This window comes from Haloferax marisrubri, assembly GCF_001469875.2.
Classification (GTDB): domain Archaea; phylum Halobacteriota; class Halobacteria; order Halobacteriales; family Haloferacaceae; genus Haloferax; species Haloferax marisrubri.
Genome location: NZ_LOPW02000004.1, coordinates 25,880 through 39,089, shown reverse-complemented (window position 1 = coordinate 39,089; position 13,210 = coordinate 25,880). Strand labels below are relative to the sequence as shown.

At 64.8% G+C, this 13,210-nt stretch carries 21 protein-coding genes and 1 tRNA gene; 12 read left to right on the top strand and 10 right to left on the bottom strand.

Going from position 1 to position 13,210, the window contains the following annotated elements; genetic code table 11:
• The first annotated feature begins 37 nt into the window (after positions 1 to 37).
• The 9 genes from AUR65_RS02380 to AUR65_RS19445 all read left to right on the top strand — a co-directional run bounded on the left by AUR65_RS02380 (position 38) and on the right by AUR65_RS19445 (position 8,153).
• Complete coding sequence (locus tag AUR65_RS02380; RefSeq protein ID WP_058568210.1) at positions 38 to 2,221, top strand: elongation factor EF-2; 2,184 nt, start codon at positions 38 to 40, stop codon at positions 2,219 to 2,221.
• Between the two features lie 364 nt (positions 2,222 to 2,585).
• Positions 2,586 to 3,155, top strand: coding sequence for a hypothetical protein (locus AUR65_RS02375; RefSeq protein ID WP_058568209.1), 570 nt, complete (start codon positions 2,586 to 2,588; stop codon positions 3,153 to 3,155).
• Positions 3,152 to 4,105: a homoserine dehydrogenase gene (locus tag AUR65_RS02370; RefSeq protein ID WP_058568208.1), complete on the top strand. Its 954-nt coding sequence runs from the start codon at positions 3,152 to 3,154 to the stop codon at positions 4,103 to 4,105. The genes AUR65_RS02375 and AUR65_RS02370 overlap by 4 nt, the downstream gene beginning before the upstream one ends.
• A gap of 191 nt (positions 4,106 to 4,296) precedes the next feature.
• Positions 4,297 to 5,562 carry a translation elongation factor EF-1 subunit alpha gene (gene tuf / locus AUR65_RS02365; protein WP_058568207.1) on the top strand — a complete coding sequence of 422 codons (1,266 nt, stop codon included), beginning with the start codon at positions 4,297 to 4,299 and terminating at the stop codon, positions 5,560 to 5,562.
• Positions 5,563 to 5,564: 2 nt separating this feature from the next.
• The gene (gene rpsJ, locus AUR65_RS02360) at positions 5,565 to 5,873 is read left to right on the top strand and encodes a 30S ribosomal protein S10 (RefSeq protein ID WP_004044563.1); all 309 of its coding nucleotides are present in this window, start codon (positions 5,565 to 5,567) and stop codon (positions 5,871 to 5,873) included.
• 234 nt (positions 5,874 to 6,107) lie between these two features.
• Positions 6,108 to 6,179: transfer RNA gene (locus AUR65_RS02355), tRNA-Ala, on the top strand.
• A gap of 277 nt (positions 6,180 to 6,456) precedes the next feature.
• Entirely contained in the window at positions 6,457 to 7,059 is a 603-nt protein-coding gene (locus AUR65_RS02350) for a hypothetical protein (RefSeq protein ID WP_058568206.1), read from the top strand.
• A 184-nt stretch (positions 7,060 to 7,243) separates the two neighbouring features.
• Positions 7,244 to 7,654, top strand: a complete 411-nt coding sequence (locus AUR65_RS02345; RefSeq protein WP_233194311.1) for a helix-turn-helix domain-containing protein — start codon at positions 7,244 to 7,246, stop codon at positions 7,652 to 7,654.
• A gap of 91 nt (positions 7,655 to 7,745) precedes the next feature.
• Positions 7,746 to 8,153 carry a hypothetical protein gene (locus AUR65_RS19445; protein WP_146047382.1) on the top strand — a complete coding sequence of 136 codons (408 nt, stop codon included), beginning with the start codon at positions 7,746 to 7,748 and terminating at the stop codon, positions 8,151 to 8,153.
• Positions 8,154 to 8,258: 105 nt separating this feature from the next.
• On the opposite strand, the gene AUR65_RS19665 is transcribed toward AUR65_RS19445, so the two are convergent.
• The 10 genes from AUR65_RS19665 to AUR65_RS02300 all read right to left on the bottom strand — a co-directional run bounded on the left by AUR65_RS19665 (position 8,259) and on the right by AUR65_RS02300 (position 11,993).
• On the bottom strand, positions 8,259 to 8,399 hold the full coding sequence (locus tag AUR65_RS19665) for a hypothetical protein (RefSeq protein ID WP_158250818.1): 141 nt from the start codon (positions 8,397 to 8,399) through the stop codon (positions 8,259 to 8,261).
• Complete coding sequence (locus tag AUR65_RS02340; RefSeq protein ID WP_058568205.1) at positions 8,389 to 8,652, bottom strand: hypothetical protein; 264 nt, start codon at positions 8,650 to 8,652, stop codon at positions 8,389 to 8,391. Before AUR65_RS02340 ends, AUR65_RS19665 begins: the two co-directional genes overlap by 11 nt.
• On the bottom strand, positions 8,645 to 9,040 hold the full coding sequence (locus AUR65_RS02335) for a hypothetical protein (RefSeq protein WP_233194310.1): 396 nt from the start codon (positions 9,038 to 9,040) through the stop codon (positions 8,645 to 8,647). Before AUR65_RS02335 ends, AUR65_RS02340 begins: the two co-directional genes overlap by 8 nt.
• Positions 9,033 to 9,377, bottom strand: coding sequence for a hypothetical protein (locus AUR65_RS02330; protein ID WP_058568204.1), 345 nt, complete (start codon positions 9,375 to 9,377; stop codon positions 9,033 to 9,035). Before AUR65_RS02330 ends, AUR65_RS02335 begins: the two co-directional genes overlap by 8 nt.
• Positions 9,377 to 9,565, bottom strand: coding sequence for a hypothetical protein (locus AUR65_RS02325; protein WP_058568203.1), 189 nt, complete (start codon positions 9,563 to 9,565; stop codon positions 9,377 to 9,379). The genes AUR65_RS02330 and AUR65_RS02325 overlap by 1 nt, the downstream gene beginning before the upstream one ends.
• Complete coding sequence (locus AUR65_RS02320; RefSeq protein WP_058568202.1) at positions 9,562 to 10,182, bottom strand: hypothetical protein; 621 nt, start codon at positions 10,180 to 10,182, stop codon at positions 9,562 to 9,564. The genes AUR65_RS02325 and AUR65_RS02320 overlap by 4 nt, the downstream gene beginning before the upstream one ends.
• Before the next feature lie 157 nt (positions 10,183 to 10,339).
• The gene (locus AUR65_RS02315; protein ID WP_058568201.1) at positions 10,340 to 10,831 is read right to left on the bottom strand and encodes a hypothetical protein; all 492 of its coding nucleotides are present in this window, start codon (positions 10,829 to 10,831) and stop codon (positions 10,340 to 10,342) included.
• On the bottom strand, positions 10,832 to 11,275 hold the full coding sequence (locus tag AUR65_RS02310; protein ID WP_058568200.1) for a hypothetical protein: 444 nt from the start codon (positions 11,273 to 11,275) through the stop codon (positions 10,832 to 10,834).
• A 10-nt stretch (positions 11,276 to 11,285) separates the two neighbouring features.
• Positions 11,286 to 11,792, bottom strand: coding sequence for a hypothetical protein (locus AUR65_RS02305; RefSeq protein WP_058568199.1), 507 nt, complete (start codon positions 11,790 to 11,792; stop codon positions 11,286 to 11,288).
• 3 nt (positions 11,793 to 11,795) lie between these two features.
• Entirely contained in the window at positions 11,796 to 11,993 is a 198-nt protein-coding gene (locus AUR65_RS02300; RefSeq protein WP_004044551.1) for a hypothetical protein, read from the bottom strand.
• Positions 11,994 to 12,122: 129 nt separating this feature from the next.
• Between AUR65_RS02300 and AUR65_RS02295 the strand changes: the two genes are divergently transcribed.
• The 3 genes from AUR65_RS02295 to AUR65_RS02285 are packed head-to-tail and all read left to right on the top strand — an operon-like array spanning position 12,123 to position 13,208.
• Positions 12,123 to 12,305, top strand: a complete 183-nt coding sequence (locus tag AUR65_RS02295; RefSeq protein ID WP_004044550.1) for a hypothetical protein — start codon at positions 12,123 to 12,125, stop codon at positions 12,303 to 12,305.
• Complete coding sequence (locus AUR65_RS02290; RefSeq protein ID WP_233194309.1) at positions 12,302 to 12,763, top strand: hypothetical protein; 462 nt, start codon at positions 12,302 to 12,304, stop codon at positions 12,761 to 12,763. The genes AUR65_RS02295 and AUR65_RS02290 overlap by 4 nt, the downstream gene beginning before the upstream one ends.
• On the top strand, positions 12,756 to 13,208 hold the full coding sequence (locus tag AUR65_RS02285) for a hypothetical protein (protein ID WP_058568197.1): 453 nt from the start codon (positions 12,756 to 12,758) through the stop codon (positions 13,206 to 13,208). Before AUR65_RS02290 ends, AUR65_RS02285 begins: the two co-directional genes overlap by 8 nt.
• Positions 13,209 to 13,210: the final 2 nt, after the last annotated feature.

Genomic DNA, 13,210 nt, shown 5'->3' with positions numbered 1-13,210 from the left:
TACTCTTTTGACCCTCCTGCCGGTAGACCCCTGTATAATGGGCCGACGAAAGAAGATCGTCCAGGAATGTGAGAAACTGATGGACAAGCCGGAGCAGATCCGGAACATTGCCATCGCTGCTCACGTCGACCACGGTAAGACGACCCTCTCCGACAACCTCCTCGCAGGTGCGGGCATGATCTCCGACGAGACTGCCGGCCAGCAGCTCGCGATGGACACGAAGGAAGACGAACAGGAACGCGGCATCACCATCGACGCCGCAAACGTCTCGATGACCCACGAATGGGAAGGCGAGAACCACCTCATCAACCTCATCGACACGCCGGGCCACGTCGACTTCGGTGGCGACGTGACGCGCGCGATGCGCGCCGTCGACGGTGCGCTCGTCGTCGTCGACGCCGTCGAGGGTGCCATGCCGCAGACCGAGACGGTCCTGCGTCAGGCGCTCCGCGAGGGCGTCAAGCCGGCGCTTTTCATCAACAAGGTCGACCGCCTCATCAACGAACTGCAGGAAGGTCCCGAGGAGATGCAGAAGCGCCTCGTCGACGTCATCTCCGACGTCAACGAACTCATCCGCGGGATGACCGAGGAGAAGGACTACGACTGGACGGTCTCCGTCGAAGACGGGACCGTCGCCTTCGGGTCCGCCCTCTACAAGTGGGGTGTCTCCATGCCGTCGATGGAGGAGACCGGTATCTCCTTCGGCGACATCATGGAACTCGAGCGCGGTGGCGACCGTCAGGAACTCCACGAGCGCACGCCGCTTTCGGACGTCGTCCTCGACATGGTTGCGGAGCACTTCCCCAACCCGCTCGACGCCCAGCCCCGTCGTATCCCGACGGTCTGGCGCGGTGACTCCGAGTCCGACCTCGCGCGCCAGATGCGCGAAGTCGACGACGACGGCGAAGTCGTCTTCATGGCGACCGACATCTCGATGGACCCCCACGCGGGCGAAATCGCGACGGGTCGCCTGTTCTCCGGTACCATCCGCAAGGGTCAGGAGCTCTACGTCTCCGGGACCGCGGGCAAGAACCGCGTCCAGTCTGTCGGTGTCTTCATGGGTGGCGAACGCGAGGAACTCGACCGCGGCGTCCCCGCAGGGAACATCGCGGCCGTCACGGGTCTCCGTGACGCCATCGCCGGTTCTACCGTCTCCTCCGTCGAGATGACGCCGTTCGAGTCCATCGAGCACATCTCCGAGCCTGTCATCACGAAGTCCGTCGAGGCAGAGCGCATGGACGACCTGCCGAAGCTCATCCAGACGCTCCAGCAGGTCGCGAAGGAAGACCCGACCATCCGCATCGAGATTAACGAGGACACGGGCGAGCACCTCATCTCCGGTCAGGGCGAGCTCCACCTCGAAGTCATCACCCAGCGTATCCGCGACAACCAGGGCATCCCGGTCCGCACCGGTGAGCCGATTGTCGTCTACCGCGAGCAGGTTCAGGGCGAGTCCCACGAGGTCGAAGGTGTCTCCCCGAACCGCCACAACAAGTTCTACATCACGGCGGAACCCCTCTCGCAGGACATCGTCGACTCCATCAAGCTCGGCGAAATCTCGATGGACATGCCCGAACTGGAGCGCCGCGAGGCGCTGCAGGAAGCCGGCATGGACAAGGACACGTCCCAGAACGTCGAACACATCCACGGGACGAACATCCTCATCGACGACACGAAGGGTATCCAGCACCTCAACGAGACGATGGAACTCGTCATCGAGGGTCTCGAAGAGGCGCTCGACGACGGTCCGCTCGCAGCAGAGCCCGTCCAGGGGACGCTCCTGCGCCTCCACGACGCGCGGCTCCACGAGGACACCATCCACCGCGGTCCCGCCCAGGTCATCCCTGCGACGCGTGACGCGGTCCACCGCTCGCTCATCGCGGGTCAGGTGAAGCTCCTCGAACCCATCCAGAACGTCCGCATCGACGTCGCCTCCGAATACATGGGCTCGGCCTCCGGCGAGATTCAGGGTCGCCGCGGCCGCGTCGACGACATGTACCAGGAAGGTGACCTCATGGTCATCGAGGGCATCGCGCCCGTCGAAGAGATGATCGGCTTCTCGTCGGACATCCGTTCGGCCACGGAAGGCCGCGCCTCCTGGAACACGGAGAACGCCGGCTTCCGCGTGCTCTCGGACAACCTCCAGCGCGAGAAGATCATGGAGATCCGCGAGCGCAAGGGCATGAAGCTCGAGCTCTCGCAGGCTATCGACTACATCTAAGCGCGAGCCGTCGCGCCTTCTTTCGTTTTTTCACCCGGGCAGCGGTAGCCCCGGTCCGTCGGCCCGTCTTCGCGTCGCCGCCGGCCGGCTCCCGTGTCGCCGCCGGCGTCTTTCCCGTCTCGTCGCTCTGCGACCGACTCGCCGCTCCCCGTCACGCTCGCGGTCGGCCGCCGTCCGTGACACATGCCAGCACGCTCTCGGCGTCGGCAAACCGTGTCGGCTGCGAAGGCTTATACCGCGTGGCCGAATCACGGGTAGATATGCGTAAGGGCACGTCTCTCGACTCCTGGCGCGACGACGCGAAACCACGACCGAACCGCGCGTCGCGGACAACAGCGTCGGGACGGCCCACGGAGGTGGGGCGATGAGTGCACAGGACCTCGACGGCGGGAGCGACGCCGAGGCCGACGGGAGCGGCGAGCAGCCGAAACCGCACACGATTCGGCTCGAACTCGTCGACGAGCCCGGACAGCTTCTGGCGGCGCTCAAGCCTATCTCCGACAACGGCGGCAATCTGCTTTCTATCTTCCACGAGCGCGGGAGCCTGACGCCGCGCGGGCACATCCCCGTGGAGGTCGACCTCGAATGCCCGCCCGACCGCTTCGAGCGAATCGTCGAGGCGCTCCGCGACGCCGGCGTCAACGTCATCCGCGCCGGCGCGGAGCACTTCGGCGAAGAGGTGATGGTCATCCTCGTCGGCGACATCGTCGACTCCGACCTCTCGGACACGCTCCACCGAATCGAGTCGTCCGCGGACGCGACGCTACAGGACCTGTCGCTGTCGGCCCGCGAGGGGACCGACGAGGCGTCGAGCGCCCGGCTCCGACTCGCGGTCCGCTCCGGCCGCGTCGACGAGACGCTGTCGGTCGTCCGCGACCTCGCGGCCGAGAAGGAACTACACGTCGTCGAGCCGCTCGCGGAGGGGTCCCAATGAGCCTCAGACTCGCCGTGCTCGGCGCGGGCGCGGTCGGCGGCTCGGTCCTCGACCTCGCGGGCGACTACGGTCACGACGTCGTCGCGTTCGCTGACTCGTCTTCCTCCGCGGTCGACCCTGCCGGGCTCGACCCGAGCGCGGTTCACGACCGCAAGGAACGCGAGGGCGTAGTCGGTGACGCGGACCCCGAGGCGGTGTTCGACGCCGACTACGACGTGCTGGTGGAGGCGACGCCGACGACGCTCGGCGACGCCGAACCCGGCTTCTCGCACGTCGAGCGCGCGCTGGGTGACGACCGTCACGTCGTGCTCGCGAACAAGGGCCCGGTCGCGGAACGGTACGCCGACCTGCGCGCGCTCGAAGCCGAGAGCGCCGGAACCGTCCAGTTCGAGGCGGCCGTCGGCGGCGCGATTCCCGTCCTCTCGACCATCTCCGACCTCGGCGCGCCGCACGTGACGGCCGCGCGTGGCGTGCTGAACGGGACGGCGAACTTCATCCTCTCGCGGATGGCCGCCGAGGGCCTCGACTACGAGCACGTCCTCGCGGAGGCGCAGGACCTCGGCGTCGCCGAGGCCGACCCCACTTTCGACGTGGACGGCATCGACGCCGCGCTGAAGTTCGTCATCCTCGCGAACGTCCTCTCCGACGGCAAGACCGAGTACGCGCTCGACGACGCCGAGGTCGAGGGCATCCGCAACGTTCCGGGGACGGCGCTCGACCTCGCCGCCGAGGACGGCCGGACGGTCCGACTCATCGGCGAGGCGACCGCCGACGGGGTTCGCGTGGCTCCGCGGTTGGTTCCGCAGGGCTCCGCGCTGTCGGTCACGGGCACCCAGAACATCGTCCAGTTGGAGACCAAACACGCGGGGCAACTGAACATCAGCGGCCGTGGAGCGGGCGGCCCCGAGACGGCGACGGCCGTCCTGTCTGACGTTTCTCGCCTCGAATAGCCACAGAGACCGCTTGTACCCCTCGATTTCTTCGACAGTCGATTTCGACCGAGTGTTCCGTTTCGGAGACCGTGGTATGGTTCCGCAAATCGCAGTACGGCGGTTAGACGGCCCGTAGCGCGTATCGAAATCGTTTTAGGGGTTTCAGCAAAAACATTCCCCACAGAGCGCCTTAGCGCGTGAACACACCAATGAGCGACAAACCCCACCAGAACCTGGCCATTATCGGCCACGTCGACCACGGTAAGAGTACGCTCGTCGGCCGACTCCTGTTCGAGACCGGCTCCGTCCCGGAGCACGTCATCGAGCAGCACCGAGAGGAAGCCGAGGAGAAGGGCAAGGGCGGATTCGAATTCGCCTACGTCATGGACAACCTCGCCGAAGAGCGCGAGCGCGGTGTCACCATCGACATCGCCCACCAGGAGTTCGACACGGACGAGTTCTACTTCACCATCGTCGACTGTCCTGGCCACCGCGACTTCGTCAAGAACATGATCACCGGTGCCTCGCAGGCTGACAACGCGGTCCTCGTCGTCGCCGCCGACGACGGTGTCGCGCCTCAGACCCGCGAGCACGTCTTCCTCGCCCGCACCCTGGGCATCGGCGAACTCATCATCGCGGTCAACAAGATGGACGTCGTCGACTACAGCGAAGACAAGTACAAGGACGTCAAGGAGCAGGTCAACAAGCTCCTCAAGCAGGTCCGCTTCAACTCCGACGACGCGACCTATGTCCCGATTTCGGCCTTCGAGGGCGACAACATCGCCGAGCGCTCCGACAACACGTCGTGGTACGACGGCGACATCCTCCTCGAAGCACTCAACAGCCTGCCGGCACCGCAGCCGCCGACGGACGCGCCGCTGCGCCTGCCCATCCAGGACGTCTACACCATCTCCGGCATCGGTACGGTCCCGGTTGGCCGTATCGAGACGGGTACCCTCAACCCCGGCGACAACGTGAGCTTCCAGCCCTCTGACGTCGGCGGCGAGGTCAAGACCGTCGAGATGCACCACGAGGAAGTCGACCAGGCCGGTCCTGGCGACAACGTTGGTTTCAACGTTCGTGGCGTCGGCAAGGACGACATCCGCCGCGGCGACGTCTGTGGCCCGGCTGACGACCCGCCGAAGGTCGCCGAGACCTTCAAGGCGCAGGTCGTCGTCATGCAGCACCCCTCGGTCATCACCGCTGGCTACACGCCGGTCTTCCACGCCCACACGGCGCAGGTCGCGTGTACCATCGAGTCGATCGACCAGAAGCTCGACCCCGCGTCGGGCGAGGTTGCTGAGGAGAACCCGGACTTCATCAAGTCCGGCGACGCCGCTATCGTGACCGTCCGTCCGCAGAAGCCGCTCAGCATCGAGCCGTCCTCCGAGATTCCGGAGCTCGGCAGCTTCGCTGTCCGTGACATGGGTCAGACCATCGCGGCCGGCAAAGTGCTCGAAGTCAACGAGCGATAACGATGCAACAGGCACGCGTTCGGCTCGCCGGCACGAGTCCGGAAGACCTCGACGATATCTGCGACGACGTCCGCGAGATCGCAAACAAGACGGGCGTCAACCTCAGCGGGCCGATCCCGCTGCCCACGAAGACGCTCGAAGTCCCCGCCCGCAAATCGCCTGACGGCGAGGGGACGGCCACGTGGGAGCACTGGGAGATGCGCGTCCACAAGCGTCTCATCGACCTCGACGCTGACGAACGCGCTCTGCGCCAGCTGATGCGCGTTCAGGTTCCGAACGACGTCAGCATCGAGATCGTCCTCGAAGACTAACGACGGCGCTGTCCGGACTCCCGGACCGACCGTCACACTCGCGGCTGTCGAGGCGCGCGTCCGGAGGACTCTGCCTCCGAGCTGACCTTCAGCGCTAAGGCGCGTGTCATCTCACTTCCGTTCGACGCGCGAGCAGACGCCCGCAGAATCGCCCGACGGAACGGGATGCTATCGCATGCCCGACCGCGGACAAAACATAGGGTATAAGTGTATCCCACGACTCCGTGGGAATGAGGGCTCGTAGATCAGTGGCAGATCGCTTCCTTCGCAAGGAAGAGGCCCGGGGTTCAAATCCCCGCGAGTCCATCAAATTTTAACTCGCTTTCGAAGGTTCCAAAAACCGGAGCGACAGCTTTCGTAGCTCCATTTCTCGCGTTCGGGAAGCCGGAAGAAAGACCCCGCCTATCGAGAGTTCACGAGATTCGGTTAGTCGGGTCTCCGCTGTCTGTCGATAAATCGAGTGATTTCGGGGGTCAGCGATGAGACGGTTCTGCCCGACCTGTGGGTCCCGTCTCGCAACGACGACGAGTCGCGGCGGACTCCCTCGCCGTATCTGCCCCGAGTGCAACGGGGGTGGTGCGTAGTGCAGTATCTCGACTTCAAGCGCGAGCGTGACGAGTCGACGACCTCGTGGGAGCGAGGCGACCCCGTCGCCGCGCTGGTCGAGCGCACCGGCCCGACGACCTACCTCGTTACCCTGCCGGGTGGCGAGACGCACGCCGTCGAGTACGGCAAGGAGCGCGGTGCTCGTGTCGGCGGGTGCGACTGCAAGGGCTTCGAGTTCCGCGACGACGAGGACTCGCCGTGCGCCCACCTGTGCGTCCTGCGGAAAGCCGAGTGGTCACACAACCACTTCGGAGACGCCGCCGGGCGCGATGTCACCGACGACCCCATCACCGCCCACGACACCGCCGAGCACGTCGCACCGAACGCAACCGAACCCGAGCCCGACCTCGTCGCCGACGGTGGTGAGGATTTCCCGCGCCAGAACTGCCGTCGCTGCGGTGCCGTCTCGCCCGACGGAGAGGCCCCCCCGCCCGCCGAGTGCTCCGAGGGAACGACCGACGACCCTGAGCACGAGTGGACTGACGCGCCCGACCTCGTCGCCGACGGTGGCGACATCGTCGAGGAACCGACCACCGGACACGACGGACGAGTCTTCGGCCGCCCGGAGGACCAGCTATGACCTGCACCACCCACTCCCGAGCACCAGCACCACGAGTCGACCAGCCCCGGCGCTCACGCGGGCGCGCACACCCCCGCGCGAATAGGCCTCCTCGTACGACCACGGGGGGGCGTACTGCCATACTCCGTATCCCCGCCCCGTCTGCGTATTACGACTGTGAAACGCTGCAGTACAGAGGTGCCCTATGAGCCGAATGAAGACCGAGCGGACCGAGAGCACGACGGTGACCGTCCGCGTCGACGAGAACCTGAAGGACGACTACACCAGCGCCCTCGACGGGTCGATAAGCGACGACCTGCGGACGCACATGGAAGAGGTCGCGCGAACCGTGCGCGACGAGCCCGACGACGACAACCTCCCAGACGACGAGGCGCTTCGAGACGGCTACATGGCGCTCCGGCGGACCGCCGAGGCCTACGACCCGAGCGGTCGTCGCCTCGACGTTGGGACCGCTATCTCGAAGGTCGCCGAGCGAGCGGGTATCCCGAAAGACGCCGTCCGTCGTCGCGTCCTGAAGCCGCTCGAACAAGAGGGGTACATCGCACCGAAGTGGGGCGACATCATCGTCTACCGTCCTGAGGAGACTACAGAGTGACCGTCTGAGAATCATTTCGCAATCTCAGGTGCAGTAGGCGGCACAACTTCGCTAACCTAGTTTTAAGTATATTACTGAAATATGCTAACTCATGTCTGGAATCGAACCAGTTCTGTCGGATATGGGCGTGGGTGTTGCCTCGAGTGCGGTGTGGTCAACAATTCAGAAAGCGATTGCGAACGGAAAAACAGACCCAGAAGAAGTCTCAAAAGAACTCGCCAACGAGATTCCAGAGATAGATATTGAGGGTGCTCAAGTAATCTCTCAAGAGGCGATTCGATTCATCGCTGAAAACGGCCCTATTCGGATTAATAACTCACATTTAGATAGTGAGTCAAAAATCATAATGACTTCTGAGAAAGGAGGTGAATTTAGTTTGGAGGACTCCACCTCAGAAAACCAAACGACTGCCATTGTTGTTGAGGGTGATGCCGCCGTTCGGGGTTCGAACGGTGGCGAAATTGTACAAGATGAGGATGGAATTGAGTTCAGAGTATAGCGTTTTTATGAGCTGACTGAAGATACTGGAACCGGCACAGAAAATACCTAACTGGTAACTGCGGGCAAACTTCGTTCGAAACTATTCTGGGAGTGGCCCGACGCGTCACGCTGAGTCATCGCGGTCGCGTCGCCGCGCCCGCGCGTTCGTGAGCATCGTGGTCACGCGCTGGTAGCCAGCGAGGGTGAGGATGGCCCACAGCGGCATGTCAACCTCCGCCGACAGCCAGCCGAGGTCAGCGACCATCGTCGTCCTCCCGCCCGCCGTCGGCCAGGACTGCTCGGACTGCGTCGTCATCGACGGAGAGTGCGAGGTCTCGTGCAACCTGATGCGCGTCGACGTGTGGGTCCGCCTTCGCCAGCGCGACTAGAGCAGCCTCGACGCGACGGTCACGAAGCTCGCGCCGGGCGAGTGCGACCGCGACCGCGATGAACGTTGCCACGTCGGTCACGCTCCCGAGCCAGCCGACGTCGACGAACATCGCGAGCGCGTCACTCACCGCCGACCACCCCCGCGATGATTGCGAGCAGCGGACGGAGCAGATACAGGAGCACAAGCCCAACGACGACCGCGACGACAATCCACACCTTCGCGGCGAGTCCTGTCCCGCGCGTCGGGTTCGACGCCTGCCCGTCCTGCGGGTCCTCTATCCACGGCGTCCCGCCCGGACCAGCGGTGTTCCCGGCTTCGTCGTCGAACAACGAGACGAGCCCACCGACGCCCTCGTCGAAGTTGAGCGCGGCGGCATCGGCCGTGCCAGCTACCGTGTCGTACGGGTCGCGGACTGCCTGACCGGGGTCGCTGACGAAGTCGCCGATGCCGCCGAGCCAGTTGTTGCTGCCGTCGCCGAAGGTGCCGGGACCGTTGAGGTCGACCACGTCAGCCACCCCCGAAGACGACCGCGGCGACACCGACGACCGCGGCGACCGCGGCGGCGACCATCCCGGCGGAGAGCCCGGACGGAACCGGACGCGCGTCGCGGAACTTGTCGAGGACCGACTCGGTCGTCGACTCCCACGTCGAGGCGTCGAGGTCGTCGGTGACCCGGACGCTCTCGCCGCCGGCGCTCAGGCTCACCCACCGGTTCTGGAGCGGGCCGCGCGGGTCGCCCGAGTCGACCGAGACCGACGACACGATGTCGTCGCCGTAGCCGAGTCGACGGAGCGCCGACTGGATGTCGTCGGCGCGAGGCGCGCGGTCGAGCGAGATGTCAGTCTCCGACATCACGACCCTCCGAGCACGAGGGCGAGGCCGACGACGACCGCCGCCGCCCACACCCGCTTGTCCATCACGACCGACCACCCCGAACCGGAGACCGACGGGTTCTCGTCGGCCGGGAGGTCGGAGTCAGAGTCGGAGCCCTGAGCGGTGACCGTCAGCTCTCCCTCGGACCCCCACTCGGAGCCAATCACGAGTCGTCACCTCCGACGACTGCGGCGAGGCCGACACCGACGACCGCGACCGCGGCCGCGCCGATGGCGAGCAGCCGGCTGTCCGACGACTCGCCGTCGGCGTCGAGGCCGTCGGTCAGCAGCGAGGGCATCGCCTCAGAGATGTTCATCTCTGAGAGCACGTCGGAGACGGCCTGCGAGAACTCCAGCGGGTTCCCGCCGCTCTCGGCAATCTGTTCGGTGGTCCCGTCGGGACTGCCGGTGAAGCGGTCGATAGCGTCCCACATCCCCGCGCCGCCCGCGGGCGAGGAGTCGCTGGGGTCCGACGAGTCGTCGACATCGACCTCGTTGGAGTCGCGAGGGTCGCCGGTCTGCGACGTGCCGTCGTCGGTCGAGAGGTCCGTCCCGAGCGACCCGGAGCCGAGCGTCTGGTCGTCGGGGTCGAACGAGTCGTTCGACGAGGGCGAGTCGCCGGCGATGGTCGGGTCAGTCGTTGTGAGGTCGTGGTTGTTTCCGCCGCCGGGCGAGTCGTCGTCATCGCCACCGCCGCCCAACTGGTCGGCGAGTTCTTCGGCAGGAGTGCGCGGGTCGACGCGCTCGCCGGCAGAGGGAGAGTCACGAGATGGTGCGATGACCATCAGTCGCTACCTCCGTAGATAAGTGAGACAGACACCGAACCGTCCTCGTCGATGGATTTCTCTGTGACGGTCGCCGTGACTGACTCTCCGTGAGGTGCGTCGTAGAGATACGTTTTGTTCTCTTCTGCCTCCTGAGGTCCGGGGTATTGGTCCGGCATCAGTAGCTCACTTCCTCGATGAGGAATTCGATGGTTCGCTCGTTCGTCTGGTCCACGTCCAAATTGTTGTAGTATTCAACTCTGACTGGTTCATCTGCAGTTGCCATCGACCCGTAGAATGACTGGATAGCGGCCGACTCTTCGGCTGGCTCCATCGTTTGGTTCGCTGTGAAGAAGTGGCCGTTGTTCCACTTGACTTGCGCAGTATAGTCCGAGCGCCCGAGCAAGACCGCGACCTTGCCGAGCGACTCGACTTGGAAGAAGTGAGTCCCACCTGTCGCGCCCGACGGCGGTTTGGCGATAAGTGCCGCTCCCTTTACGGTGTAGACCGACCCGCTCGGCGCGTACAGTTCGACGGTCTCTGACTCTCCTGCTGTAAGCGTCGAGGTTTGTGTGAGGTCTTTACGAAGTACCTTCGGACGGTTGTTCACGGCGAGAGTCTCTCCACTCTCTTTTGTCCCAGCTTGTCCCCACGGCGCGCGCCCGGGCATCTAGAACACCCCTCCGATGACGCGCCGAATCCCGCCGAGATAATCAACGGTCGGGAGCGCGCGGAACCTGTAGCTGAAGTCGGTACTCGCGTTGTCGGCGATGATGACGATTTGGTCTCCTTCGTTCATCTCTGCGTTCACATGGTAGACATCGCCGTCGGGCTCGCCGGTGATGAACGCCTCACCGTCGTCGCTGTAGGTCGGGATGTCGGTGTCTTCGTGCGATTCTGGGTTGTCCGGGTCACCACGGACGCGTCGAATCTTCGGGTACAACTTCAGCGCGTCCTCGGAACCGGGGACGGCCCAGATTCGGAGCTTCTCGACGGTACAGTCGGCCGACGCGGTCCAAGTCGTCTCGAAGCCGGTCGTGTCCGCTGGTACCGGGTCCTGCAGGTGCGGCGTCTCGCGGCGCTCGTCGGTCGTGAGCTTCGATAAAATTCCCATGGTGGGACCTCTACAGCGAACTCCGGTACAGCATCACGTCGCTGTTAGCCGGGTCGATTTCCTTGCCGTCCGATGCGCTGTCGGCGTCGATGCGGAACTCGATGTACCGACCCGCCGTCGCGTACGGAGCGAGCGAGTACATCAGCGGGCGCTCGGTGGGCGACTCGCTGGCGTACTCGGAGAGAAGTTCGAGGTCTCCGAGCTTGCGCGTGAACATCGCACGGCCTTCGGAGTCGGTGATTGCGGCGTAGAGCGTGCCGCCGATGGTGTCGCCCGCGGTGCCCGACCCGTTGCCCGTGGCGACGATGTCCGCGTGCATGGGCGAGGAGTCCGCGCTTTCGCGGTCCTTCCCGCCCGCACCGAACCATAGGTCCTTGTCCTGCGGGACCTTCTCGCGGTAGACCGTGACCTCCGAGCCGGACTTGAGCGTGTCTTGGTCGAGGTCGCTGCCGCGGATGGGTCGCACGTCGCCGTCAAGTTCGGCGAGGTCTTCGTTGTAGGCGAGGGTATCTGGCATCGATTAGACCCCCGGAATGTTCACGTCGTCGTCGGTGACGCCGGCCTTCTGCCGTGCGGTGTTGTACAGATACGCTCCTGCTCCGACGACGGCCATCGTGAGGGTGACGCCGATAACCCCGAGACCGAGGTTCTGTGCGGATTCACCGGGGTCGTCAGTATCGACCTCGATGCCGAGTAGTTCAAGTGGTACTTTCGTCATTCCATTTCCGACAACGGGCGATTGTGAAAAAGTTGGAAGTGTAGTAGAATACGCTCAACAATTCAATTATTGAGCGTCGTACAGCACTCGTTATTTTACATTCACGGTCGCCTGACTGTTCGACACAGTATGATTGGCTACCCGACACTAGTTCTCGGCACGCTCGTGGCCTATCTCCGGGCTTCGGACGAGACGAGACCATTCGTGAAAGGAGCGTTCGGAATCGGCATCCTCGGCGAGTGTGGCGCACTCAGCGGTGCAGTACACTTCACTCAGTCGGGCGTCTCGATGCTCGGAGGGCTCATCGCATGAACGGCAGTAAAGAGCCTCAGAACCCCACGGACCAGCAATGCGAGCATTGCGGACTGTTCTACGCGGCGCAGGGAATCCACAACCACCGGCCGGGGTGTCCGCTTCGAGACTGGGACACGATGATTCAGCCCCTCGACGGCGCTGGTGAGCCAGCCGGCGAGCGCGGTTCAGTCCCCGATAGTGACCCGGCGAACCCGGCCGAATCGGGGGACATCGAAGTGTCGGACACTCAGAAGGCGATGACCGACGGCGGAAACCCCATCCACGGTGCGCCTGAACCCATCACGGACGGTGGCAAGGACACCGAGGAGGTCGACGGGTGCCCCGACTGCGGGTCGGACGACTACGTCGACGCCGACGCTGTTCTGCGCGCTCGCAACCCGTCCGCGAAGAACACGGCGGTTCTGACCCAGTACGACCGCGTCTGCATCGAGTGCGGGGAGGCGTACGATGCCTGAGGACGGCGAGACACCGTCCCCACCGTCGCCGGGCGACACGTTCGTCCGCAACGCCGGCGTTCCGAACGTGGGCGGTGCGGCGAACCACGCGGCCGCTGAGGGTGCGGAGGCTGACGCCGGGAAGAACGACGGGGACTCCTCGGGAGGTGTCTTCGCGGCGCTCTTCGATGCGGACGCGACGGGTCCGGCGGTCAGCCAGGTTCGGTCAGAGTACCCGGACCTCCCGCGAGGGTCGCACTACCTCCTGCGGATGCTCATCCGCGTGAGTGGTGGCGACGGCACGCCGCCCGTGGTCGACGGAGCCGTCGGAACGACTCTCCTCGGGCTCCAGTACCTCCCGTCGGAGACGGCGCAGGACGGGAACGGAGACGAGAACGACAGCGGTCAGAACGACGAGGACCTCGACGACGACCTCGCTCCGCTCGCGGGTGTCGGAGGTGCGTGACG